Consider the following 24614-nt stretch of genomic DNA (forward strand, 5'->3'; position numbering starts at 1 on the left):
CAGGGTATTTTTTGGTCGCGGAGCAAGCATCTCTTGACGGTTGGGAAGTGGCGTCGCATATTCCGCCGCACCACCACGTGGTGGTGCGCAAGCTCCCCATCCTTATGGCCAGGACGAATCTCAGGACGTCGGCAGCCCGTTCAACCTCCAGCGAAACCCGCACCCAACGTCGAAAGGGAAAGGCCCCATCGTCGCGGCAGCCGTCCGACCATGCGGCAGAGGCCCCGTCAGCGGCGCTTTCTCCTCCTGCTGAACCGGGCAACAACGGTTGCGCCCGGTCTGCCGCGCTGAAGATGCTGTTGCAACTGGCGCGCGAGCAGGGGACGTTGACCGAATCCGATTTTCAGGACGTGGTGACCCAGAACGGGCTCGGTCCGGACGAGGCGGATCGTCTCTGGCAGGAGCTGCAAAACCTGGAGATCCGGATTCAGGACGAGGACCACGCAGACCCGGAGGAGACCGAAGGCGAGGAGGAACCGATTTCGGAAGAGAAACACCTGGACAGCCTGGACGATCCGGTCCGCGTCTATCTCCGTCAAATGGGTGCCGTTCCGCTGTTGACCCGGGAGGAGGAAATCGAGATCTGCAAGCGCATCGAGGCGGCGGAGACGGAGATGCGCGACATCCTTTATGGTCTTGGTTTCACCGCCAAGGAGTACATCGCGCTGGCCGAGAAGCTGCTGAGTGTGCCGCCCAAGGAACGGTTCGACCGCGTGGTCATGGATCAGAAACTCGAGCAGCGGAACCGGCACCTGGTTCTGTTGCGTCGTTTGTTGCGCCGGGCGCGCGAACTGGACAGCGCGGCGGATCACCAGTGGAAACTGGCCCGGCAGGCGGCCAGCGCCTCCGTTCGCACGCGCGCCCTGCACCGCTGCGCACAACTGCAGGCTCAGCTCCGGGCGCTCTACCCCCGGTTTGCCTTCAAACAGAAGGTGCACGAGGAGATGCTGCTGGTGGCGCGCAACATAGCGGAAGAGCTCCGGCGGTGTTCCCAGCGCATCGCGGAGGCCGGGAGCCGGCCTTGCACGCCCGAGCTCCAGCAGGTGTTGCAGAGTGACCGCGACCGCCTGACCGCGCTGGAAGACTTGGTGCGCATGCCCGCGTCGGATTTTCTCGAGGCGCACCGCAAACTCCAGGAGGCCGCCGAACGCGCCGTCCGCGCGAAGATCCACATGGTGGAGGCCAATCTGCGCCTGGTCATCTCCATCGCCAAGCGCTACACCAACCGCGGTCTCTCGTTCCTGGACCTGATTCAGGAGGGCAACATGGGCCTGATGCGGGCGGTGGAGAAGTTCGAATACCGGCGCGGTTACAAGTTTTCGACCTACGCCACCTGGTGGATCCGGCAGGCCATCACCCGGTGTATCGCGGACCAGGCGCGCACCATTCGCATTCCGGTCCACATGATTGACGTGATCAACCGCGTCTTGCGGGCCCAGAAACGGCTCTCCCAGGTGCTGGGCCGGGAGCCCCTCCCGGAAGAGCTGGCCGATGACCTGCAGATGCCCCTGAGCCGTGTGCAAAGTCTTTTGCGCATGGCGCAGCAGCCGCTGTCGCTCCAGGCGGCCGTGGGCGAGGACGACGACGCCACGTTCGGGGATTTCATCGAGGATCGCAATGCCGAGGACCCGGCGGATCTGACCAGTTACAGTCTCCTGCGGGAACGGTTGCAGAAGGTCCTGGCCAGTCTGGGTGAGCGCGAGCGGAAGGTGCTCGAACTGCGTTTCGGTTTGCAGGACGGGTACGCGCGCACGCTCGAGGAGGTGGGCAAACAGTTCAATGTGACGCGCGAACGGATCCGCCAGATCGAGGCCAAGGCCCTCCGGAAGATGCGGCATCCCACCCGGTTGCGGCTGTTGCACGGGTTCCTCGAGGGCGATGCGTGGTCCGCTCTCTCCGCGCCGGGCAGCTGAGGCCCCAGGTTGAAGGCCCGGCCCGCCGTACCGGGGCGGAAAACGTCCGGGGCGCTGCAAAACGCCGGTGGACACTCGGCGGAATCGGTTTGCCCGCGACCCCGGACCGGTCCATGCTCGGCCCGGTGAGAACCGGTTGCACGGCCTTCCCGTCACGCAAACCTTCCCTAACGCGGCCCGTTTCTTTCCCGCCCCGGTTGCGGTCCTTGGGGGTCGTCTTTGCTTGCTGCTGCTCGGTTTGCTCGGATGCGCGGCGGCGCCATCGGAAGAACCGCCGCGTCCCGGCCGAACTTTGTCGTGATCTTCGTGGACGACAGGGGGTGGGGGGACCCGTCCTGCTTCGGCAACCGCGAAGTGCGCACGCCCCACATGGACCGGCTGGCAGCGGAGGGGCTGCGATTCCGGCAGTTCTACGTCAATTCACCCATCTGTTCGCCTTCACGGGCCGCGCTGACGACGGGCCAGTATCCCCACCGTTGGCGGATCCTTTCCTATCTCGACAGCCGCGCCGCCAATGAACGTCGCGGGATGGCTCAGTGGCTGGACCCGCGTGCGCCCACGCTGGCCCGATATCTGCATCGGGCGGGATATGCCACCGGCCATTTTGGCAAATGGCACCTGGGCGGCCAGCGCGACGTGGCCGACGCACCTCTGATTACCGAGTACGGGTTCGAAGAAATGCCGACCCAGTTCGAGGGGCTCGGCCCGCGGTTGCTGCCGCTGTGCGATGCCCACGACGGCCGGCCGCCCCGCCGACATGCTCCGGGCTCGGACCGACCGGGCTGGTTCGGGCCTGGCACCGCTCGGGTCCATGAACAACGCGCTCCGTCCCGTGGCCCTTCACAGGGGTGCGACACTCATGGAGAATCCCGTGCAACCCGAGCGGCGGGATGCGGCACCGGCCGGTGCCCGGTTTTCGCAGCCCGAGCCCCCGTGGGCTTCCCCGCGGCTGCGTGCAGGCTCTCTCTTTGGGCCTCTGCCCCGGCAACCGCGCACTGCGCGACACGTGGCCGGTAACTGTGTCCGGTAGCAACGGTTTTCGGACGGGAACGGTGCGGGCCGCGTTTTCTTGCCCGCCGGATCCCCGGGAAACAAGCTGGGCGAAGATGGAAGGAACGGCGAAGGACGGCCGCCGCGCAGGCTGGCGGTGGCGGGTGGGCATGCTGGCCTTGTTGCTGGCGCCGGGTTTGCAAGCCGGCCCTGCCGGACCGATCGCATGGGGACCGGCTCTGTACCTGGGCGGCGGGTGGGGCCGCATGATCCGGTACACCAACGGACAATGGCTGGCCGTCACCACGCGGTATCCGGCCGGGACAAACAGTTACCTTCGCATTTCGTTGAGCACGGATGCCGCACGTGCCTGGAGCACGCTGGCCGAGGTGCGCGAACCGGGTCGCACACTGGACAACGGCGAGCTGGTGGCGTTGCCGGACGGGACGTTGTTGCTGACGATGCGTTCGCTCATCCCCAACCGATCGTACCGGCTCCCGGTGTACGCGAGCACCGACGGGGGGCGCACCTGGGTGTACCGCAGCACCATAGACGCCAGCGAAGGACTCACCGCCCAACAGGGGCGGGGACTGTGGGAACCGGACTTTTGGGTGCTGGACGACGGCCGCCTGGTGGTGACCTATTCCAACGAGAAGCACTCCGGGTACAGCCAGTTGATCTCCTTGCGGGTGTCCACCGACGAGGGTCGGACCTGGGGACCGGAACAGTGGGTCGTGACACCGCCCGCGGGGAGCAACCTTCGTCCCGGCATGTCGCAAATGACCCGGATGGACAACGGAGAGTACCTGCTGGTCTACGAGGTGGTGAACCTGGGCCGTGCGGATGTCTACAGCAAGGTGTCTGCCGACGGGGTGAACTGGCCGGAGGGCATCGGAACCCGCATTCCGTGCCATCATTGCGGGCCGTTCGTGACCAGCCTGAGCAACGGCCTGGTGCTGGTCACGTCCTGCGAAAACGAGGTGTCGTTCAGCGAGGATTACGGCCGGACCTGGCAGAGGATCGAACCGCCCGCGTGGGAGGTGGGGTTTGCCCATACGTGGCCGGCGATCTATCAAACGCGCGGCGACGAGGTGGCCGTGTTCGCAGTCACCAACGGGGTGCGCATCCGGTTCGGCACCCTCTTGCCGCGGCCAAGGTGGCCGAATCCGTGGACGGCGACGTTCGACGACGGCACCGACGCCGGTTGGACGCGCTACGGCGGGCGGATTGCGGTTCGCGAGGGGCGTTACGTGTTGGAGAACGAGGGCGCGACCGGCAAGGCTCTCACCGGGGATGCCTTCTGGAGCAATGGCGTCTTGGATGCGGATGTGCTGCTGTCTTCGCCGGGCAACGCCGGTCTGATGTTTCGGGTGACCAACCCGGATTACGAGGGGCCGGATCATGCCTTCGGTTATTACGCCGGCCTGGACACCTCGGGTTTCGTGCTGCTGGGCCGGATGAACAACGCATGGACGTTGCTGACCAACCGGCCGATGCCGGTGCAGACACAGACCTGGTACCGGCTGCGTGTTGCCTTCGACGGTGAGGAAATCCGGGTCTTCGTCAACAACCTCGTCACACCGCGGCTGGTGGTTCGCGACGCGACGTTTCTGCGGGGGCAGATCGGCGTCCGCGCCCATCAATGTGACGCGCAGTTCGACAATGTGACGTTTTCGAATGCCGTCCCTCTGCGGCTGGAACTCCGGCAGGACGCAGGGATCCGGGAGGTTGTGTGGCCGGAAACCGCCGCCAATGTCCGGTTGTACGCCGGAAGGGACCCCGGCGGTCCCGGGCAGCGCGTCATGGACCCGGTGATCCGGCAGGACGGCCAAAACCGCATCCGGGAACCTGCACGTTCCGATGTGTCACGGTTTTACTGGTTGCATGCGGAGTGAGGCGGCGGCGCCGCGTCCGGGGATGGGCCGGCAGCCGGTGCCCGGCGGGCGGGCTGCAAAGAGTGGGGTCCGCAGGTCGAGGCCCGAAAGGGCGCAGCGGACACCCGTCGGAGGGCAACACGACAGTATTCAAAAAGAGGGAGTTCCCATGGCATGCACAATCAGCAGGAGCCGGCGGGCACGACCACGCACGGCGACGCGCCGGCGAACCGCTTCGAACCTTGGCCGGACAGCAGCGTCGGGGTGGAAGAGATGGCGCCTGACGGGGATGGCGATCTTCCTTGCTTTTGCGACCGCACATGCGGACGGACCGTGGCGATTCGATTTTGGCAGCGGCCCGTGCGCGGGGGGTTGCGTGCGGGTGGTTTCGTCGGACCGTTACACGCCGGAGCGGGGGTGGGGATTCGACCTCGGGTCGGAACCCTCGGGCTTTCGGGAGGACGGTCCCACGGAGCTGCTGGCCGACGGGGTGACGTCCGACACGCCATTCTTCTTTTCCGTACGGGTACCGGAGGGGAATTACCGTGTGCTGTTGACGCTGGGTCACGCCGGCCGGGGCTCGTCCGCCTGTATCAAGGCGGAGTCCCGCCGGCTGATGGTGGAGCAGGTGGCGACGCAGCCCGGCCGGTTCTTGACGGTGGCTTTCACGGTGAACGTCCGGACCCCGCGGCTGCCGGACGGCCGTTCGGTGCGCTTGAAAGCGCGCGAGCACGGCGTTCTGCACTGGGACGACAAACTCACGTTGGAGTTCAACGGCGTGCAACCCGCGGTGGTGGCACTGGAAATCGTGCCGGAACCCGACGCGCCCACCGTGTTCCTGTTGGGAGATTCCACCGTGACCGATCAACCGCGCGAACCGTGGTGCAGTTGGGGACAGATCCTTCCAAGGTTTTTCCGCTTCGGGCTGGCGGTGGCGAATCATGCGGAGTCGGGAGAGTCTCTCACCAGCTCCTTCCGTGCCCTTCGAATCGAGAAGGTCCTCAACGAGCTCAAACCCGGGGACACGGTTCTGATCCAATTCGGCCACAACGATCAGAAGGAGAAAGGCGAGGGCACCGGCCCGCACGCGAACTACCGGACCAACCTGATCCGGCTGGTGGAGGCCGTGCGTGCGCGCGGGGCCGAACCGGTCCTGGTGACCTCCATGGAACGGAAGGCGGGTGTGGATCGGCCGACCCTGGGCGAGTACCCTGAGGCGATGCGCCGGGTGGCGCGAGAGTGGCGGGTGCCCCTGGTGGATCTGAATCGGGCGAGCACGGGGCTCTATCGGGCGCTGGGGCCGGATCTCGACCGCGCTTTCGTGGACGGGTCGCACCACACGGTGTACGGCGCCTGGTTGCTGGCCCGCTGCGTGGTGGAGGGGCTGCGTGAGGCCCGGTTGCCGATCGCACGGTTCCTGGTGCCCGACCTCGAACCTTTCGACGCTCTTCATCCGCCCGGGCCGGACGCGGTGCGCATTCCGCCCAGTCCGCAACGATCGGAGGTAAAACCCGAGGGAAGCTGACCCGGGCCGGGCCTGCGCGTGCTCCTGTGCGCCGCGCGGTGCTTGCATCACGGCTGCGGAGGCACCGCGCAAGCGCCTGAGAGGAAACCGGGCCCGGTTGGCCCGGCAGGTTCTGGCAATACCCCGGCCTGCCGGGGGAGAACCCGGCGCGTTTTCACGCCCCGGCGGATTTCTGAGCCTGCAGGTAGGCCTCCCAGTCTTTGAGGAACCGTTCCAGGCCAATGTCGGTGAGCGGATGCTTCAGCAACTGCATCATCACGGGGAAGGGCATGGTGGCCACGTCGGCCCCCACCAGGGCGGCATCCAGCACGTGCATGGGATGACGCAGCGATGCAGCCAGCACCTGTGTACGAAAATCGTAGTTGCGGTAGATCTGGACCACCTGGCCGATCAAGGTCATCCCCTCCGAGGAGATGTCGTCGAGGCGGCCGACGAAGGGGCTGATGTAGGTGGCCCCGGCCTTGGCAGCCACCAGGGCCTGCGTGGCCGAAAAACAGAGCGTGCAATTGGTGCGGACGCCCTCTTCCGAGAGCGTCTTGATGGCGCGGATGCCCTCGGGGATGAGCGGGATCTTGACCACGACGCGTTCGTGGATTTTGGCCAGTTGGCGTGCCTCCCGCAGCATGCCCTCGTAATCCACGGCGGTCACCTCGGCCGAGACGTCGCCCGGCACCAGCTCGCAGATCTGCCGGATGTGCTCGTGAAAGTCGCGCGCACCGGCCTTGCGGATCAGCGTGGGATTGGTGGTCACGCCGTCCAGAATGCCCAGGCTCACCGCCTGCCGGATCTCGTTCAGGTCCGCTGTGTCCAGGAAGAATTTCATGGGTTCGATCTGCCTCCGATCAGTTGGGTGTTTGTGTGAACGTTCTCAGTGACTGTTCATTTGGCTTGCCACGCCAGGCCCGGCTTGTCCGGCCGGACGCGTTCCGTCTGCAGGTTCGCCGCCACCGGTTCGGCCAACCTGCCGGGCGCGCTTCTTTACCCTCCAGAGGCGGCCCTTGAGGGACGGCCGGGGGCGCTGGGCAGCCACAATTTCCACGGGCCGCGGCCGTGTGCAAGTCCGTCAAGGCCGGGGGCCGGGAATCACGGGCGAGTGCGGTAGAGCAGAAAGGTGTACGCCGCGGGGTTGTGGGTCCAGGGCGAACCGGTGCGCTGCCGCAGATAGGATCCGATGTGGAGCGGTGCCCCGTCGAATCCCTCGGCGGTGAAGAGATTCCACGTCTGTTCGAGGCTGAGGAGGTTCCAGTGATAAGGGCCGAGGGGTTGAACCCGGGTCTCCGGGATTTCGTCCATGTGAAAGAAGTGGACGCAGAGACCCTGGCGCACGACGCGGCAGAGTTCGTGCACGGCCACGGGCAGGGCGCGGGGCGAGAGGTGTTCGAAAAGGTCGTGGACGAACGCGAAGTCGAAGCTGCGATCGGCGAAGGGGAGTTCGAACAGGTTGGCTTCGAGGAACCGGCCGCGCGGACAGAGCCGCCGGGCATTTGCCACGTTGGCCGGGCAGAGGTCGAACCCCGTGTAGTCGAAGAGCTGCAACAGACCGAAGCGGTCGAGGAATCGCGCGTCGTTTGCGGAGCCGCAGGCCGGTTCGAGCACGCTCAGGCCGGCAGGCGGCAGCGGGGAGAGCCGTTCGAACCACAACCGCGCGAAGGTGTCCAGCAGATCGTCGCTCGCCGAGGGGTCTGGTCCGGCAGACCGGGACGACGAGAGGAACCGCTCCAGGTAATGGGGCACTGTCACGGTCCCGATCGTCCGGGGCAATTGGCGGAAGAGGCGGTGGAGGAAAGTGGGGACCTGGATGCCCTCGGCGTCCGGGGCGCCGGTTCGGAGGGCGAAGTGCAGCAGGCGACGGTCTTCTGCGGTTTCCACCCCGTGCCGGGGTTCCAGCAACCAGTTCAACGCGGCAGCGAACTCCAGTTCGGCCTGGAAGAGCGGTTCCCACTCGGAACGCTGGAGGGCGGCCAGGAGGAAATGGCGCGTGAGGATGCTCTGGATGTTGCGGCGCGGGTCCTCGACGTCCTGGACCAGGTATTGGCCGAGCCAGGCAGGGTCATGCCGATCCCATGCGTGGCGGAGCCGTTCGGTTTCCGTGTGCAGCGACTCGTCCATGCGCGGGTGCCGGGGAAGTTGGTGACGGGGTTCAGGAGGGGCCCGGGGCCGGCTCGGCTGCCGCGCGGCGGACGGCTTCCACGAAGGCCCGCATTCTCACGGGACATTTGCGTCCCGGGGCGAGTTCCACTCCGCTGGAGACATCCACGGCGAAGGGTTGGACGATTCGGATGGCCTCGCCCACGTTGTCGGGGTTGAGTCCACCGGCCAGGATGATGGGGCGGCCCCAGTCGCGGGCACGTCGTGCCAAATCCCAGTTGAAAGTCCGGCCGGTTCCGCCGGGCTTGCCCGGCACCCAGGCGTCCAACAACCACGCGTCGGTCGGGTAGGCCCGGAGCAGTTCCAGCGAGGATTCGTCGCGGATGCGAAAGGCCTTGATGGTCAGCAGGCCGAATTGCCGGCAGAACTCCGGGGGTTCCTGCCCGTGAAACTGCAGCATGCCCAGGCTGCAGGCGGTGATCGCCTGCCAGACCAGCGCCGGATCGGGATCCACGAACACGCCCACACGCACCACGTGCGGGGGCAGGACGCGGGCCACGGCCGCCGCCGCGGGGGGCGGCAGGTAACGGGGACTGGCCTCGGCAAACATCAACCCGACCATGTCCGCCCCGGCTTCGGCCGCGGCGATGGCGTCTTCGGGGGTGGTGATCCCGCAGATTTTGATGCGAACGTCCCTTGCGCTCATGACCGGCGCGAACATAGCACAGGCACCGGAGGCCGGGGATGAAAGAGTGCCCGCAGCGGCGACATTTGCGTGAACCTTGGGTGACGGATCGGCGCGAGGAGATGGCGATGCTTGCCAAGCACGGGGCCGGTGGGACAATCTGGGCGCGGTCTGCATGACGACCCAACCGTTAGCGATGCAGCAGGAACGGCGTTTCGTCTCCGTGACCCTGCCCTGGGCCGTGGCTGGGACAGCGTGGGTCCTTTACCTCCTCACCCTCAACCGGGGCTTGACGGTCGGGAACATCCTGAGTGTGGCGGGCCTGACGGGGCTGCAGTGGCAGCCGGGTCTGGCCTCGCCCGTTTACACCCTTCTGACCTGGCCGTTGCGCGGGTTGCCGGCGGGCGTGGTGCCGGTGGTCTTGAGCGCCTTTTCAGCGTTGTGCGCCGCGGGCGTGTTGGGATTGCTGGCGCGGTGTGTGGCGCTGTTGCCGTACGACCGGACACCGCTGGAACAGGTGGTGCAAAGGAATGAATGGGGCTGGTTGACGGGGCGCCGCGCGTGGATTCCGGTGGTGGCGGCCTGTGTGGTGGGCGGGCTGCACTTTCCGTTTTGGGACCGTGCGCGCGACGGCGGGCCGGCGATGTTCGACCTGCTGTTGTTTGCCTGGGTGGTGCGGTGTCTGTTGGAGTACCGCGTGGACGCGCGCGAGGGCTGGTTGGATCAGGCCGTCTTCGTGTACGCGCTCGGGATGGTGGAGAACTGGGTCCAGGTCCTGTTGTTGCCGGCGTTCGTGGGCGCGTTGATGTGGGTGATGGGCTGGTCGTTTTTCCGCGCGCGGTTCCTGACCCGGGCCTGGCTGCTGGGACTGGCCGGATGCGCCTTTTACCTCGCCACGCCCCTGCTGGCCAGGCTGCATCCGGAGATGACCGTCCCGTTCTGGCCGGCGGTGAAGATGGTGCTGGCCGAGCAGAAGAACCAGGTCGTGGCACACGTGTTGTATGCGCGGGAGGCCCTGGTCCTGGCCGCACTCTTTTCCCTGATCCCCCTGGCGATTCTGGCCGTGCGGTTCCGGCCGCTCAGCGGCGACATCAGCCGGGTGGGATCCAATCTCACCAACTTCAGTTTCCACGTCCTGCGCGGGATCTTTCTTGTGGGCGGCCTTTGGGTGGCGCTGGAGCCGCCCTTTGCCGCCTCACGGCTCGGGTTGAGCACGGCGTTTCTGCCCCTGCACTGGCTGGGCGCGCTGGTGGTGGGGTACTCGACGGGATACTTTCTCGTGGTTTTCGGCGAGAGGCGGCGTTCCCACCGGTGGAACCCGGGCTTGCAACGGCGCAACCGCGCGGTGGTGGCGGGCGTGTATGTCCTGCTGGTGGCCAGCGGCGCGCTGCTGTTCTATCGCAACTTCCCCGTCATCCGCACCGCCGACGGGCGCTGGCTGACCCAGTACGGGCGGCTGGCGCGGGAGGGTCTGCCCGCGCAGGCGGCCGTGTTGCTGAGCGATGATCCGCTGCGGCTCTGGCCGGTGCTTTCGGTCCTGCAATCCACGCCGGACACCCCGCCGCATCTGGGTGTGGACACGCGGTTGTTGAGTTTCCCGGAGTATCATCAGGCGCTGCGACGGTGGAGCGACGGCGTGTGGCCCGAACCGCCCACCAACACACCGCCCGGACCGTTGAACCCGGTCTGGTTGGTGGACCGCCTGCTGCGCGTGGCCCAGGTGCGCCCCGTCTACTACCTGCATCCGAGCTTCGGTTACTACTTCGAGAACTTCCGGCCGCTGCCGCACGGTCTGGTGTGGGAAATGCAGCCCTACGACGCCGAGACGGTCCTGCCCCCGCCGCTGGACACGAATGCGGTGGCTGAAAACCTGCGGTTCTGGCGGGAAACGGCCGGCGGCGCGATGGACGGGCTGCGCCGGGCCCTGGGTCGCTCCGGAGCGACCAACCTGCTGGACCGGTTGCTCTCCCGGCTGCGGGTGGGCCGCCCGGTGCTCACGGATGCCCGGCTGGTGGCGTTGAGCTACGCGCGGGCCCTCACGTGGTTCGGCGTGGACCTGCAACGCGCCGGGCGCTGGGAGGAGGCGGCGGACTGTTTCCGGCTGGCGCTGGAACTGAATCCCGACAACGTGGTGGCGCGGATCAATGCCGAGTACAATCGCACCGTGCGGGAGGGAAATCCCACGCGCATCACGTTGAGCGGACCGGTGGAAGACCTGTTCCGGCGATACCGCACCTGGGACCAGCTGATCGGCGACAATGGTCCGTTTGATGAACCCACGTTTTGTTACGAACAGGGCCGGGTGTTCGCCCAGGGATTTCTGTTCCGCCAGGCCATTCGTGAATTCGACCGCGTGCGCCAGTTGGACCCGCAGGACCTGCCTTCGCGCCTCTGGCTGGCGCAACTGTACCTGACCGTACAGCGCCCGAGGCACGCCCTGGCCGTGGTGGAGGAGCTGAAGGTGGCACCGGAGCGGTTCGGCCTGACCTTCACCAATCAGATCGAGCTGCTCGGCCTCGAAGGGATGGCCCGCATGCAGTTGGGCCAGCCCGAACAGGTGCACAAGCTCCTGCAACAGGCCGTGGGCACGGGTCCGACCAACCATTATCTGCTGGCCGTGTGCGCACAGGTGTACCTGCGGGCCGGCGACTGGACAAACGCCATCCCGCTGTTCGATCGCCAGTTGGAGGTGATGCCCCAGGACACCGACGCGATGATGAACAAGGGTTACGCCTGCCTGCAGGCCGGCCGGTTCGAGGAAGCCGTGGAGGTGCTGAACCGGCTCCTGACGTTGCAGCCGAACAATCATCCGGCATGGCTGAACCGGGCCATTGCACAGCTCCGGCTGGGCCGGCTGGACGACGCATGGCAGGATTATCAGCGGTTGCTCAAGCTCTATCCGCGCGTGCACACCATTCATTACGGGCTGGCCGAAATCGCCTGGCGCCGTCGGGACACGAACACGGCCATCCAGCACTACGAGGCGTATCTGGAAACCGCGCCGCGGCAGACGGCCGAGTACACCAACGTCATGGAACGGTTGCGGTCGTTGCGAGGTGGGGGATCGTAGCCCGGCGAGCATGCGCGTGGTGCACGTGATCACCCGCCTGATCGTGGGCGGGGCGCAGGAAAATACGCTGGCCAGCGTGATCGGGCTGCGCCAGCGCCACGGCTGGAGCGTGCACCTGATTTCAGGGCCCACGTACGGACCGGAAGGTTCGTTGGAGCCGGTGGCGGCGGCCGTGCCGGGATTGCTGGAGCTGGAGCGGCACCTGATTCGGCCGGTCCACCCGTGGCGGGACGTGCTGGCTTGGCGGAGTTTGACCCGGCGGTTTCGCAGGTTGCGACCCGATCTGGTGCACACCCACAGCGGCAAGGCCGGGTTCCTGGGCCGTCTGGCGGCGCATCGGGCGGGCGTTCCGGTGATCGTGCACACCATCCACGGACCGTCGTTCGGACCCTTTCAGGGTCCGTTGCCCAACGCACTTTTCCGGTGGGCCGAACGCCGGGCCGGTCGGGTGACCACGCATTTCGTGGTGGTGGCCGAGGCGATGGCCCGGCGGTACCTGGAGGCGGGGATCGGCCGGCCGGAGCAGTACAGTCTGATCTACAGCGGCTTCGATCTCGAACCGTTCCTGCGCGCGACCAACGACCCGGCATGGCGCGCGCGGGCCGGACTGAACCCCGGAGACCTGGTCGTGGGCAAGGTGGCCCGGTTGTTCAAGCTGAAGGGCCATGACGACCTGTTGGCGGTGGCGCCCGCCCTGTTGCGACGGTTTCCCCACCTGCGTTTCCTCTTCGTGGGCGACGGCGCCTGGCGGGCCCGTCTGGAGGCACGGGCCCGCGCCCTGGGAGTGGACGGCGCGGTTCGTTTCGTGGGGTTGGTGCCTCCCGAAAGCATGCCTCATTGGATGGGCGTCATGGACGTGGTGGTGCACCTGTCGCGACGCGAAGGATTGCCGCGCGCTCTCCCGCAGGCACTGGCGGCGGGCAAACCCGTGGTGGCCTACGCGTGCGACGGCGCCCCGGAGGTGTGTCGGCCCGGGGAGACCGGCCTTCTGGTCGAGCCCGGAGACCTGGCCGGATTAGAGTCGGCTCTGACGCAGTTGTTGAGTGATGCGTCGCTGCGGGAGCGTTGGGGCTGGCGGGGTCGCGAGTGGGTGAAGCAACATTTCGATGTTCGGCTCATGGTGGACCGGTTGCACGAACTGTATCTGCGGTTGCTGGGGAGCTCCGGCGGGATCACAGGCTTGCCCCGCCCGGGACTCGCGACGGGAAACTGATGGACACGACGTTCGGCATCTATGCCCTGCCGGCCCTGGTGGCCTGCGCGGGCACGGCCTGCAGCATGAGGCTCTGGCGTGGAGTGGTGGTGCGGCTGGGGATGGTGGACGATCCCGGCCACCGTAAGATCCACGCCGAGCCGACGCCGTTGGCCGGTGGCGTGGCGGTGTTGACGGGCTGGCTGGTGGCGTTGGCGGCGGGTGTTGTGGCGGTGCGGACGTTCTGGTGGGACCCCGCCACCCAGGCGGCCCTCTGGCACGGGGTGGGGCGCCGGGCGGGGCAGTTGGCGGTCCTGGTGGGTGGCGCGGTGGCCATGACGATCCTGGGCGCTCTGGACGATCGTCATGAGCTGCGCCCGGCGGCGAAGTTTGTGGGCCAGTGGGTGGTGGCCAGCGCGGTGGCCCTGGCCGGCATCCGCATCACGTTGTTCGTGCCCGATCCGTTCTTCAGTTATGCGCTGACCGTGTTGTGGATCCTCACGCTGGTCAACGCATTCAATTTCACGGACAACATGAACGGTCTGTGCGCGGGTCTCGGCCTGATTGCCTCGTGGTACTTTGCCATGAGCGCCGCGCGGCAGGGGCAGTATCTGGTGGCGGCTTGCGGCTTTGCGGTTTGTGGTGCATTGGCGGGGTTTCTGCCCTGGAACTTTCCGCGCGCCCGCGTTTTTCTGGGAGACAGCGGCAGTCATCTGGTGGGCTACTGGGTGGCCGTGCTGGCCATACTGCCGCATTTTTACAGCGAGGTGCACCCACGCGGATATGCCGTGCTTTCGCCGTTGTGGGTGGTGGGGGTGCCGTTGGCGGACCTGGTGCAGGTGGTGATCCGGCGGTGGCGCAGGGGACAGCCTTTCTACGTGGGCGACACGCAGCATTTCTCGCACCTGCTGGTCCGTTGCGGCCTGAGCCCGGTTCGGGCCGTCCTGCTCTTGTGGTTGGTGGCGGCTGCAACAGGTGCGGTGGCCCTGCTCTGGTAGCGGGCCGGCAGCGTTACAACCCCCGGGTGCCGAGAAACCCCGCCCTGCGGATCCAGGGCAGCAGTTGGCGCAGGGACCCGATGCGTCGCGGTTCCGGCCTGCGCAGGCCCCGGTGCAGCGTCACGGCTTGGAAACCGGCGTGGCGCGCGCCCTGGTAGTCCTGCCGGGGGTCGTCCCCCACGTGGAGGATCTCCTGCGGGGCCAGCCCCAGCACGTCGGCCGCCCGCAGGAAGATGGCCGGCGAAGGCTTGCTGAAACCGACCTCGGCCGAGATGATCACCACGTCGAATTGCCTCTCCAGGTCGAGGGCCCGGAGGAGGGGTCGGAGCCGGAGATCCCAGTTGGAAACGATCCCGAGGCGCAGCCCGTGTGATCGCAGGCGGGTCAGCACTTCGGGTAGGTGCGGGTCCACGCGCCAGACGCCCGGTTGCCCGAACCGGCGGTAGAGGTCGCCAAAGAAGGTGCGGCTGGGCGGTTCGGTCACCAGACCTGCAAAGGTGGCATCCACGAGGGCCATCCAACCGGCGCGGGAATGGTCGAAGTCGGCACAGCCACGCCACGCGGTTTGGAACCGGCGGTTGAGCCGGTGCGGGTCGAAAGTTTGGCCGGTCCAATCCCGTGCCACCCGGGCGTAGACATGTCCGACGGAGGGCCGGACGCTGAGGAAGGTCCAACCCACGTCGAAGGTGACGGCGCGCAGCGTGGCGGGGGGCTGGTGCCGGTCGGGTCTCATGGCCGGGTGTGATGAAGGGCAAAGGCCAGCCGATCGGTGGCTTCCTCGATCTGTTTGGCCGTCGGTTTGCCGGCGCCGTGTCCGGCCCGGGTTTCAATGCGGATGAGCACGGGCGGGCCGTTGCGGGCCTGGCATTCCTGAAGACGGGCGGCGAATTTGAAACTGTGGGCCGGGACGACCCGATCGTCGTGATCGGCCGTGGTGATCAGGGTGGCCGGGTAACGGACGCCCGGGCGCAGGTTGTGCAGCGGCGAGTAGGCCAGCAGGTGGGGGAAATCCTCGGGATTGTCCGCAGAGCCGTACTCGGCAGTCCATGCCCAGCCGATGGTGAATTTGTGGAAGCGCAGCATGTCCATGACGCCCACGGCGGGCAGGGCGACGGCGAACAGGTCGGGTCGCTGCGTCATGCACGCACCGACGAGCAGCCCCCCGTTGCTCCCTCCGGCGATGGCCAGGTGACGCGGCGAGGTGTAGCCCCGGGAGATGAGCCACTCGGCCGCCGCGATGAAATCGTCGAAGACGTTTTGCTTGTTGTGTTTCATTCCCGCCTGGTGCCAGGTCTCGCCGTACTCGCCCCCGCCACGGAGGTTGGGCACGGCGTAGAGGCCGCCCTGTTCCATCCAGACGAGGTTCGCCACGCTGAAGGACGGTGTGAGGCTGATGTTGAACCCGCCGTAGCCGTAGAGCAGGGTGGGGATCCGCCCGTTGGGTTTCAGGCCCTTGCGATGGGACAGGAACATCGGCACGCGGGTGCCGTCCTTGCTGGTGTAAAAGACCTGCTGCGTCTCGAAGTCGTCCGGGTTGAAGGGCAGTTTCGGTTGGCGCCAGACGGAAAGTTGCCGGGTGGAGAGATCGTAACGGTAGACCCGACCCGGCACGGTGTAACTGGTGTAGTGAAAGAAGAGTTCGGTGTCGGCTCGCCGGCCCGAGAGGCCGCTGACGGTGCCGAAGCCCGGGAGCTCGATTTCACCGTCGGGCCGGCCGTCCAGCGTGAAGAGCCGCAGCCGGCTGCTGGCGTGGTGCAGATATTCGGCGACGAAACGGTTGCCGACGACGCGCACCTGCCGGAGGGTGTCCTCCGACTGCGGCACCAGCTCGCGCCAGTGACGGCGGTCCGGTTGCCGGATGTCAATGGCGACGATCCGGCCACGCGGCGCATCCAGGTCGGTGCGGAACCAGAACACCGGCCCGTCGTTGTCCAGGAAGGTGAAATCGGCCTGGAAATCCGGGAGCAGTTCCACGACCGGACTGTCGGGCTGGCGGAGGTGGAGATAGAAAATGCAGTTCTTCGGATCGGTGCCACGCGTGACGGTGATGACGAGATACGAGCCATCGTCGGTCACCTCGCCGTAGAATCCCCATTCCTTCTGGTCCGGCCGGTGGTAGATCAGGCGGTCCTCGCCCTGAGGGGTGCCGAGGCGGTGGAAGTAGAGTTTGTGGTAGTAGTTGACCCCGGTGAGCCGCGTTTTCTCGTCCGGTTCGTCGAACCGGCTGTAGAAAAAGCCGGATCCGTCCTTCAACCAGGAGGCCGAACTGAACTTGACCCAGCGAATGCGGTCGGGAAGGTCGCGTCCGGATTCCACGTCGCGGACGTACCATTCCTGCCAGTCGCTGCCGGCCACGGACCGCCCGTAGGCCAGCAGGCGACCGTCCTCGGTGGCGGTGGCGCCGGTGAGGGCCACGGTGCCATCGGATGACCATTCGTTCGGATCCAGCAGCGGCCGGGGAGCGCTTTCGAGGGAATCGGCCACGTACAGCACGGACTGGTTCTGCAGGCCGTCGTTTTTGCTGAAGAAATAGTGGTTGCCGCGGCGCACGGGCGGGCTGAAACGTTCGAAGTTCCACAGCTCGGTCAGTCGTTCGCGGAGTGGTTCCCGTTCCGGCAGCCGGGCCAGATAATCGAACGTCACGCGGTTCTGCGCTTCGACCCAGGCCTTTGTCTCGGGCGAATGATCGTCTTCGAGCCAGCGGTAGGGATCCTCGATCCGGGTACCGTGGTAATCGTCCACCACGGGCTTCTTGGTGGTCACCGGGTAGCGGATGCGCGGGCCGGGACTCACACAGGCCAGCAGGGCCAGTAGCAGTGCACAGGCGACAACCAGTTTGACCGTCCACATGTCCGTCAGATTGAGGGGAACCTCGCCGCGTGGTCAAAGACTTCCGCCAAACGCCCGCCGGGGACGGTGTGAGCCGAGGGGCGGGGACGGAGACCCGGAAGCTCGGGACGGTGTGGGCGGGCCTTCGGATCCGGCGCCGCTGCGGCTGCGGCGGAAATCGCCGTGGGCAGAGGGCGCCGGCCGGGGAGCGGCCATCCGGCTGCCGCCCTCGCCCCTCGCGGCCGGTCACTGCCCGGGCCAGACCTTTGCCGGCACTCAAGGCGGACCGACTTTCGGCCGATTCCTACCATGTCGGCCCGGATCACGGACAGAACGGTGTCAGCACGGAGGGAAGCAAGATGAATACGGGAGAGGCCGCTGTGGACTGGCTCTACCGGGAGCAACTTCGGGTGGATGCGGAATGGTCGGTGAAGACACCCCACGGTTTCCGCTGGTGGCCGGACCAGCACGCACAAACGATCGAAGTGACCGGACGGGAAACCGGTCCGGCAGGCGAGGAGGGCTGGTGGATTTCGGTGCGTACCGAAGTGGTCCGGCTGCCGCAGTTGCGGGACGAACATCTCGAGCCGATCCGCGATCTGCTGATGACGCCGGCTTCCATGGCCGGCCCGACCTACCACGCTGAGAACGGTACGCTCGAACTGGCGAGTCTGGTCCGGGTCTACGAGGGCAACGTGTCCTGGATGCGTCCGTTGATCGGACTGGCCGCCATGCTGCAGGTGCTCGAGGCGCGGAAAGCGGGCCCGCTGTTGGCGGAGGCGCTCGGGGCCGAGGAGGCATGGAGTGCCCCGCAGGGGAAGCCGGTCCGGGAAACTCCGGACGAGTTGGTGGAGGGGGTGCCCTTGATGATTCTGGCGAGTGCCCTGACAGGTTCCCGTTGGAAGGGGCCGGAGCTGAAACAGTTGGGCCGGCGGGAGGCATCGGTACCCCCGGCTTTGCTGGCCACGGGCGACGAGAGGAGTTTGACGGTTGAGTTCCCTTTCGGGGACGAATCGTCGCTTTGCCAGTTTGGTGCCGATGTTTCCCACCCCGAGTACGGGCCGGGCTTGTTGATTGTGCAGACCTTTCCGGTCATGACCAGGGACGAGGCCGAGGGTATCCGCCTGGCTCTTGCCATGAATGAACGTGAACTGATCCGGCAACCGTGGGGATACGGTTATGGCAGTTACTCGCATCGTGAGGGTTTCCTGAACTTCAGCTGTTTCCTGCCCGCTCTGGCCCATCGTCCGGGGATGTTGGTCGCGCTGTACCACGCCTGTGCAGTACGGGCCGCGATGGTGGCGCGGCATTTTACGGGCAGGGATTGGGACGCGTCTTCGTTCGACGTCGAGCGGACCGGGGTGGCACGGTTTTTGAATCTGCTCCGGAACCGGCTCAACTGAGGCGGGGAACCTGCCGCCCGGATTGTCCGGAGATCTGAAAGACCGGCGGACCGGCGGTGGCGCGGGGCGACGGATTTTCGGCGGGGAATTGCTACTGATCCGGGGAACCATCCATGTCCCGCGGCCCGTTGGCGGCCGGCTTTCACCGGGCAGCGAAAAGGGTTTAGAACCGAACGTCGCGACTTTCGAGGCGCCGGCTAAGGCTGAACGTAGGGATACTTTCCCGCGCCGGCGTAGGTTTGCACATAATGGGGCACGTGTTCTGTCGGGGTCAGCGTATAGGGGTACAGCTCCGTGGTGAGAGCGGGATCGGTCAGCTCATCATTCCCGTCAATCAGCTCGACACCACGCGTCCAGACCCGCCAGGTGCAGTCGCGGGTGATGTTGCCGCGCGCCTTCAGACGGCCCGGATTGCCGGAGGTGACGTAGCGCTCCCAAGGGTTTTGAACTCCGAGGAAATAGTTGTTCTCCACCAGGACCTCGGCGTCAATACGCGTCCGGATGCAGTAGTTGTTGTCGAAGCAGTCGTAGTAGTTGTTAAAGACGTGGACGCGCCCGAACCGGACCGAGGGCATGCGCTCGCGGCAGTAAGGGCCGTACCAATTGTGATGGAAGGTCACATGGTAGTCTCCGCGGTCGCTGTCGCTTGAGGCGATCAGATTCACGAACTCGTGGTTGACCGTTCCGCGGGGAACGGGCGGGTAGAAGAATTTGCACCAGGAAACTGTGACGAAATCGGCTCCCTTGGTGATATCCACCGAACCATCCCGGCAGTTGAAGAACGTGCAGTGATCGATCCAGACGTATTTACCGGTGCCGTGGCTGCTCGTGTCGATGGTGATCCCGTCAGCGTTCGAATGGTTGGTGGCCTGGAAAAAGAGATTGGCGATCACGACATTGGTGGTGGCGACGCGAAGCCCGCCGCCCACGATGGCTGCGTTGGTGCCGATCCCGACGATTGTTTTGTTGGGCTGCGTGATGTAGCAGTAGTCGTCCGTGACGGTGATGGTCCCGTGGACGCGGATGATCCAGGGGCCGGAGAGCCTGCAGGCGGCGCGCAGCTGGGGATAGGTCGACACATTGGTGATGGAGCCGCCCGCGCCTCCGGTCACGCCCATGGCGAATCCCATCAGGTTGGTAACGGGTGGGGCGGTTGGGATTTCGGACACGGCGAGCGTGGCGGGCCGGCTCCAGATGGTTCCCCAGGCGTTACTGAGAAGGACCTGATAGGAACCTTCATGCGTGTTGCTGACGTCCGACAGGACCAGTACGGCACTGGTGGCACCCGGCAGGGCGATTCCGTTGTGGAACCATTGATAGCTCAGGGGCACCGTGCCGCCGGCGTGGACGGAGAAAACAGCAGTGTCACCAACAACGACCTCGAGGTCACCCGGTTCGCTGAGGATCTCCGGTGGAAGATTGGCAACTCGCAGTCGGGCCGGCGCGCTGGTGATGGCATTGACGACGTTGGCCACGATGACCTGGTAATCGGCCTCGTGATGGGGGTGGGCTTCGGGGATGAGAAAGACGGGATTGGTTCGGCCGGGCAGGGGGACGCCGTTTGAGAGCCACAAGTAGTGAAGCTGCGGCCCGATGCCCACGGTGCGGAACTCGGCAGGGGACCCCGGGGAAACTGTGAGCGGGGCGGGGGCCGCACCGATGGACGGAGGTTCAAGCTTCGTGCCGGTGTCGCCGGACCGCAGTCGGTAGAACGCGCGCGGAAGAGCGGGTGAGCGGGGCACCCGGAAATGAATGGAACCCTCCGGGCCGAGATTGCCGTAATCCACCAACAACCACGATGATGCCGCGGCCGGTTCCGTCGAGGCGAGTAGTTGGACAAACTGCCCGGGTTCAGGACCGCCGCCCGAGAGGCGAACGGAGTCCCCATCCAGCCAAACGCCGGTGAACCGCCACTCCTCAAAAAGAGGCGGCAGATGAACGGCAAAGGGTCGGCTCAGGGCTTCCAGCCAGGATTCACCCGGCGGACCGGCAATGGCGCGGAGCTGAAGGTAGGTTGCGGGTGCGAGCACCTGCAGATCATCGAACACTGCGCGACCTGTGGCATCGGTGAGGCGGGTTGCAGTGCCTGTCCATGGGACGGTGTCGGGTGCCAGAAACAGGGTGATGGGCACACCTTCGATGCGGACTGGTGTGCCTGCAAGGGACTGGACTTGAACCACCACGGCGGGCAGCGGTTGGTTGGTATAACCGTCGGTCGGTTGGGAGACGAAAGCCACCCGCCCGGCTGCCGGAGGGGCCCCCGAGGGGACCGCCTCAGCCCAGCTGGGACCGATCCGGAGTTCGTCCAAGTACTGGACTCCACCGGCCTGCGGAGAGGAGTAAATCTGGAAGTACCGCAGAAAAGCAGGGTCGGTGCCGCCCGTCACAAACCCCAGAGAGGGCGGAACCGCAGCTGATTCGTATGTGGAAGGGTCCGGGTCCACCCAGAGATCCACGCGGTCGTTGCCGGATTCGAATCGGTATCGCATCACCACCAGGTGCACGGCCGTACCGAGAGGCGCTTCGGTTACAAATCCCGGCTGCGAAGTCTTCTTTCCGACACCGAGTCGGCCGTCCGCGGTGAGGAACAACCCGGCCTGCGGAGCGCTTTGACTGGAGGAGTTATTGTCCAGGAAGGCGATCAGTTGCGTGGCAGGGGGCGGGTTGGCAACCTGGATGAGCAGGGAGACAAACACCTCCCGGCCGTCCTGCGCCGGCACACTCTCGAATTCCAAAACCGACCGCCGGGCCGTGCCGGATGGGGCGCGCCGGACGCCGCGCCCTGTGGCGGGCATGAACCCCTCCGGAGCCGCCAGAGCGGCACTGTTGCTGACAGCCAACTCCCAGCCGGTACTCCCGGCGGCCCAGACGGGGCTGCCCACATCGTTGAGCCGCCCTTCGTCGTAGGCGAATGGATCGTGAAACGGCAGGGCCACCGCAGCCCGGGCGGACGGGCCGGCGCTCGGCGCACTCAGGAGGGCGCAAATCAGGAACAGCCCAGCGCCGCGGCGGCATTTGCAAGGGCCCCGCTCGCCCATGGGGACGGCCGGGCGAGAGCTCCCGGGACTTCCCGAGGCAGCGGACTCGAAACCCGTGGGGACGGCCGGGGTGCACGAGCGATGCTCCGACGATTGCACTTCGCTGGTCTGCGGCCCGCCACGCATTTTAGGGAAAGCGGGGAGAAAGAAATTCAAACCCTGCCCCGGCAGTTGGCAGGCCATCCCCGTGCCCGTGCGCCGCGCCGGACGAGGGTGAGGACCGACGGCGAGTGAGTGGAGGTGGAGGAGAGCGTTTGTCATGGCGAGTCTTGTGGCCAGCGTTCCTTATAACCCGGGATGAAAAAACCCGCCACACCGATTCTGTGCACGGCAGTTTGAAAAATGTGTACGTGTGCACCCGCCTGGAGCAGGCACGGGCCGTGTTCCCCGGTGGAGTCTTGCAGCCCGGGTGTCCGGGAGCCGGTCCGGGCGCGGAAGCGGTTCGGCCCGCGGCATTCCGGGCTTTACGCTGGCCGGGGTTTGATGGAAAAAGGGATGGCGGTGATGAAAAGTGGTTGGCGTGCGTTGGTCTGGGTGTTGGTCGCGGTGGCGGGTGCTGCGGCTTACGTCTCATTGGCCCTGCCCCGAGGTGAATCCGTCAATGCAGCCACCATCCTCATAGCGGCCGTCTGTTCTTACGCACTCGGGTACCGGTTCTATTCCAAGTGGGTGGCGGCGCGCGTCATGGCCCTGAACGACCGGCGGGCCACGCCGGCGGAGGTGATGGAGGACGGAAAGGACTACGTCCGCACCCACAAATGGATCGTGTTCGGCCATCACTTCGCGGCCATTTCGGGTCCGGGTCCGCTGGTGGGGCCGGTGCTGGCGGCACAGTTCGGTTACCTGCCAGGGACGTTGTGGTTGTTGATCGGCTGCGTGTTGGGGGGTGCGGTGCAGGATTTCGTGATCCTGTTTTGTTCGATGCGGCGCGGAGGGCGGTCGCTCGGCGAGATGGTCCGGGAGGAGCTGAACCGCCCGGCGGGGCTGGTGGCGCTGGTGGCGATTCTGGCGATTCTGACGATTCTGCTGGCGGTGTTGGCGCTGGTGGTGGTGAAGGCGCTGGCGGAAAGCCCCTGGGGGGTGTTCACCGTGGGGGCGACGATTCCGCTGGCGATGGCCATGGGGCTGTACCTGAGGTTTTGGCGTGTGGGCCGCGTCCGGGAGGCTTCGGTCCTGGGTGTGGCGGGGCTGTTGCTGGCGGTGTGGGGCGGCAAGTGGGTGTTCGAACACCCCACGCTTTCGGGCGCGCTGACGCTGAGCGGGGAGACGCTGGCCTGGGCCATCATTGGTTACGGTTTGTTGGCCAGCGTGTTGCCGGTGTGGCTGCTGCTGGCGCCGCGGGATTACCTCAGCACGTTCATGAAGCTGGGGACGATCGTGTTGTTGGCGTTGGGGATTCTGGTGGTGTTGCCGGATCTGAAACTGCCGCCGGTGACCTCGTTCGTGGACGGCACCGGTCCGGTCGTGGCGGGCAAGTTGTTCCCGTTTTGTTTCATCACCATCGCGTGCGGGGCGATTTCGGGTTTCCACTCCCTGATCTCCAGCGGGACGACGCCCAAGCTGATCACTCGGGAAAGTTATGCGCGGCCGGTGGGGTATGGTGCGATGTGTCTGGAGTCGTTCGTGGCCATCATGGCGATGGTGGCGGCCTGTACGATGGAACCCGGGGTGTATTTCTCGATGAACATGAAGGGTGAACCCGCGGCGGTGGCGGCCCGGGTGACGGCGGCGGGCTATCCCGTGACAGTGGAGCACATGGAGGAGTTGGCGCAATCCGTGGGCGAACACACATTGTTCGGGCGCACCGGCGGGGCGGCGACGTTGGCCGTGGGGATGGCCCAGATCTTTTCGCATGCGGTGGGCCGGCGTTGGCTCGATCTGTGGTACCACTTCGCCATCATGTTCGAGGCGCTCTTCATTCTGACGACCATTGACGCGGGGACACGGGTGGCGCGCTACATCCTGCACGATTTCCTGGGCCATCTGTGGCGGCCGTTGGGCAACACGCGCAGCCTGGGGGCGAACCTGTTCGTCAGTTCCCTGATGGTGGGTGCGTGGGGGTATTTCCTGATCCAGGGTGTGCGGGATCCGCTGGGGGGCATCAATTCGCTTTGGCCGTTGTTTGGCATCGCCAACCAGATGCTGGCGGCCATCGCGCTCTGCCTCGGAACCACGGTCATCCTGAAGTTGGAACTGCGCCGGCGCGAGCAGCCCGATCCGGCACCGCCGGATGAAACGCCGGTGCGACGTCCGGGCCGGCCTGCCCTGGCGTTGGTCACGCTGCTCCCGCTGGTCTGGTTGGTGGCGGTGACCTTCACGGCCGGTCTGCAAAAGATCGCGCATCCGGACCCGCGCATTGGATTCCTGGCACAGGCCCGTGAGTTGGCCGGGCGGGTCCCTGAGCTGGAGGCTGCGCTGGCGGAGGCCCGGGCCCGCGGCGATGCCGGCGCGGTGGAGGAGGCTGAACGCGCGTTGCGTACGAATCGTGTCCTGCAGTTCAACAACCGGCTGGACGCCGTGGTGGCCGGGATGTTTCTGGCGCTGGTGGGACTGGTGTTGGGCCTGAGCGCGCGGGAATGGTGGCGGTTGTGGACGGGGCGCAAGGCCGCGGTGCTGCACGAGACGGCGCCGGTGTGGCTGGAGGCTCACCTGGCCCGCGAGCGCGCGGGCGGTTTGCCGGTCGGCGTGGCCGGGGCGGCGGCGCTGGCGCTGGCGTTGAGCCGGGAGCTCTCCGGCGAGGCCGCCCTGGCTCGAGCCGAAACGCGGTCCCGGGCTGCCTGTGCAGGATGGTGCTGCGGCGGGCATGCCAGGTCGGGTCGGCCTGCCGAGGCCAGGTTGTACCTTCAGGTGTTGGAAGAACGGTTTCATGGCGTGCGACGTTGTTGTTAACGCTGGAGCGAGGGCATGAGAAGGGATGTTGCCGGGCAAGGGCTTCCCCACTGCGATCGGGTGAGGAGCGGGCGTTCGCGGGGAAATCGTCGCGGCCCGACCCGCCCCGTCGGACGGTTG

14 protein-coding genes and 1 pseudogene are annotated in these 24614 nt (G+C 66.3%); 9 read left to right on the top strand and 6 right to left on the bottom strand.

The window, feature by feature from the left end; genetic code table 11:
• Positions 1–287: 287 nt before the first annotated feature.
• The 4 genes and pseudogenes from rpoD (at position 288) to ACPDIX_RS02750 (ending at position 6302) form a co-directional block, all read left to right on the top strand.
• Positions 288–1913: an RNA polymerase sigma factor RpoD gene (gene rpoD / locus ACPDIX_RS02735; RefSeq protein ID WP_423430462.1), complete on the top strand. Its 1626-nt coding sequence runs from the start codon at positions 288–290 to the stop codon at positions 1911–1913.
• 246 nt (positions 1914–2159) lie between these two features.
• Positions 2160–2654, top strand: a pseudogene (locus ACPDIX_RS02740) (sulfatase family protein); the annotation flags it as partial.
• Positions 2655–3019: 365 nt separating this feature from the next.
• Positions 3020–4798, top strand: a complete 1779-nt coding sequence (locus ACPDIX_RS02745) for an exo-alpha-sialidase (protein ID WP_423430245.1) — start codon at positions 3020–3022, stop codon at positions 4796–4798.
• A gap of 268 nt (positions 4799–5066) precedes the next feature.
• Entirely contained in the window at positions 5067–6302 is a 1236-nt protein-coding gene (locus ACPDIX_RS02750; RefSeq protein ID WP_423430246.1) for a rhamnogalacturonan acetylesterase, read from the top strand.
• A 154-nt stretch (positions 6303–6456) separates the two neighbouring features.
• On the opposite strand, the gene fsa is transcribed toward ACPDIX_RS02750, so the two are convergent.
• The 3 genes from fsa to ACPDIX_RS02765 all read right to left on the bottom strand — a co-directional run bounded on the left by fsa (position 6457) and on the right by ACPDIX_RS02765 (position 9096).
• Positions 6457–7125 carry a fructose-6-phosphate aldolase gene (fsa, locus tag ACPDIX_RS02755; protein ID WP_423430247.1) on the bottom strand — a complete coding sequence of 223 codons (669 nt, stop codon included), beginning with the start codon at positions 7123–7125 and terminating at the stop codon, positions 6457–6459.
• Positions 7126–7385: 260 nt separating this feature from the next.
• A complete protein-coding gene (locus ACPDIX_RS02760) occupies positions 7386–8411 on the bottom strand; it encodes a class I SAM-dependent methyltransferase (RefSeq protein WP_423430248.1) in 1026 nt (341 codons plus the stop codon).
• Positions 8412–8442: 31 nt separating this feature from the next.
• Positions 8443–9096 (bottom strand): phosphoribosylanthranilate isomerase, encoded by a 654-nt coding sequence (locus ACPDIX_RS02765; protein WP_423430249.1) that lies wholly within the window; start codon positions 9094–9096, stop codon positions 8443–8445.
• A gap of 154 nt (positions 9097–9250) precedes the next feature.
• Between ACPDIX_RS02765 and ACPDIX_RS02770 the strand changes: the two genes are divergently transcribed.
• From ACPDIX_RS02770 to ACPDIX_RS02780, 3 genes are read left to right on the top strand one after another with little or no spacing between them, the layout of a single operon-like run.
• Entirely contained in the window at positions 9251–12145 is a 2895-nt protein-coding gene (locus ACPDIX_RS02770; protein WP_423430250.1) for a tetratricopeptide repeat protein, read from the top strand.
• 10 nt (positions 12146–12155) lie between these two features.
• Entirely contained in the window at positions 12156–13358 is a 1203-nt protein-coding gene (locus ACPDIX_RS02775; RefSeq protein ID WP_423430251.1) for a glycosyltransferase family 4 protein, read from the top strand.
• Complete coding sequence (locus tag ACPDIX_RS02780; protein WP_423430252.1) at positions 13358–14335, top strand: glycosyltransferase family 4 protein; 978 nt, start codon at positions 13358–13360, stop codon at positions 14333–14335. The genes ACPDIX_RS02775 and ACPDIX_RS02780 overlap by 1 nt, the downstream gene beginning before the upstream one ends.
• 13 nt (positions 14336–14348) lie before the next feature.
• On the opposite strand, the gene ACPDIX_RS02785 is transcribed toward ACPDIX_RS02780, so the two are convergent.
• Positions 14349–15068: an HAD-IA family hydrolase gene (locus ACPDIX_RS02785; protein WP_423430253.1), complete on the bottom strand. Its 720-nt coding sequence runs from the start codon at positions 15066–15068 to the stop codon at positions 14349–14351.
• Entirely contained in the window at positions 15065–17185 is a 2121-nt protein-coding gene (locus ACPDIX_RS02790; RefSeq protein WP_423430254.1) for a prolyl oligopeptidase family serine peptidase, read from the bottom strand. The genes ACPDIX_RS02785 and ACPDIX_RS02790 overlap by 4 nt, the downstream gene beginning before the upstream one ends.
• A gap of 338 nt (positions 17186–17523) precedes the next feature.
• On the opposite strand from ACPDIX_RS02790, the gene ACPDIX_RS02795 reads away from it, so the two are divergent.
• Positions 17524–18567, top strand: coding sequence for a hypothetical protein (locus ACPDIX_RS02795; protein ID WP_423430255.1), 1044 nt, complete (start codon positions 17524–17526; stop codon positions 18565–18567).
• A gap of 197 nt (positions 18568–18764) precedes the next feature.
• On the opposite strand, the gene ACPDIX_RS02800 is transcribed toward ACPDIX_RS02795, so the two are convergent.
• Positions 18765–21605 carry an immunoglobulin domain-containing protein gene (locus tag ACPDIX_RS02800; RefSeq protein WP_423430256.1) on the bottom strand — a complete coding sequence of 947 codons (2841 nt, stop codon included), beginning with the start codon at positions 21603–21605 and terminating at the stop codon, positions 18765–18767.
• A gap of 504 nt (positions 21606–22109) precedes the next feature.
• On the opposite strand from ACPDIX_RS02800, the gene ACPDIX_RS02805 reads away from it, so the two are divergent.
• Positions 22110–24494, top strand: a complete 2385-nt coding sequence (locus ACPDIX_RS02805) for a carbon starvation protein A (RefSeq protein WP_423430257.1) — start codon at positions 22110–22112, stop codon at positions 24492–24494.
• Positions 24495–24614: the final 120 nt, after the last annotated feature.

Source organism: Limisphaera sp. 4302-co, from assembly GCF_049537155.1.
Classification (GTDB): domain Bacteria; phylum Verrucomicrobiota; class Verrucomicrobiia; order Limisphaerales; family Limisphaeraceae; genus Limisphaera.

Bases quoted from the DNA above. Each gene is read 5' to 3' on its own strand.
- ACPDIX_RS02795 (WP_423430255.1), top strand. From the start codon at position 17,524: ATGAATACGGGAGAGGCCGCTGTGGACTGGCTCTACCGGGAGCAACTT.
- ACPDIX_RS02745 (WP_423430245.1), top strand. From the start codon at position 3,020: ATGGAAGGAACGGCGAAGGACGGCCGCCGCGCAGGCTGGCGGTGGCGG.
- ACPDIX_RS02770 (WP_423430250.1), top strand. From the start codon at position 9,251: ATGACGACCCAACCGTTAGCGATGCAGCAGGAACGGCGTTTCGTCTCC.
- ACPDIX_RS02790 (WP_423430254.1), bottom strand. From the start codon at position 17,185: ATGTGGACGGTCAAACTGGTTGTCGCCTGTGCACTGCTACTGGCCCTG.
- ACPDIX_RS02785 (WP_423430253.1), bottom strand. From the start codon at position 15,068: ATGAGACCCGACCGGCACCAGCCCCCCGCCACGCTGCGCGCCGTCACC.
- ACPDIX_RS02805 (WP_423430257.1), top strand. From the start codon at position 22,110: ATGAAAAGTGGTTGGCGTGCGTTGGTCTGGGTGTTGGTCGCGGTGGCG.
- ACPDIX_RS02765 (WP_423430249.1), bottom strand. From the start codon at position 9,096: ATGAGCGCAAGGGACGTTCGCATCAAAATCTGCGGGATCACCACCCCC.
- ACPDIX_RS02780 (WP_423430252.1), top strand. From the start codon at position 13,358: ATGGACACGACGTTCGGCATCTATGCCCTGCCGGCCCTGGTGGCCTGC.
- fsa (WP_423430247.1), bottom strand. From the start codon at position 7,125: ATGAAATTCTTCCTGGACACAGCGGACCTGAACGAGATCCGGCAGGCG.
- ACPDIX_RS02800 (WP_423430256.1), bottom strand. From the start codon at position 21,605: ATGGGCGAGCGGGGCCCTTGCAAATGCCGCCGCGGCGCTGGGCTGTTC.
- ACPDIX_RS02775 (WP_423430251.1), top strand. From the start codon at position 12,156: ATGCGCGTGGTGCACGTGATCACCCGCCTGATCGTGGGCGGGGCGCAG.
- ACPDIX_RS02750 (WP_423430246.1), top strand. From the start codon at position 5,067: ATGGCGATCTTCCTTGCTTTTGCGACCGCACATGCGGACGGACCGTGG.
- ACPDIX_RS02760 (WP_423430248.1), bottom strand. From the start codon at position 8,411: ATGGACGAGTCGCTGCACACGGAAACCGAACGGCTCCGCCACGCATGG.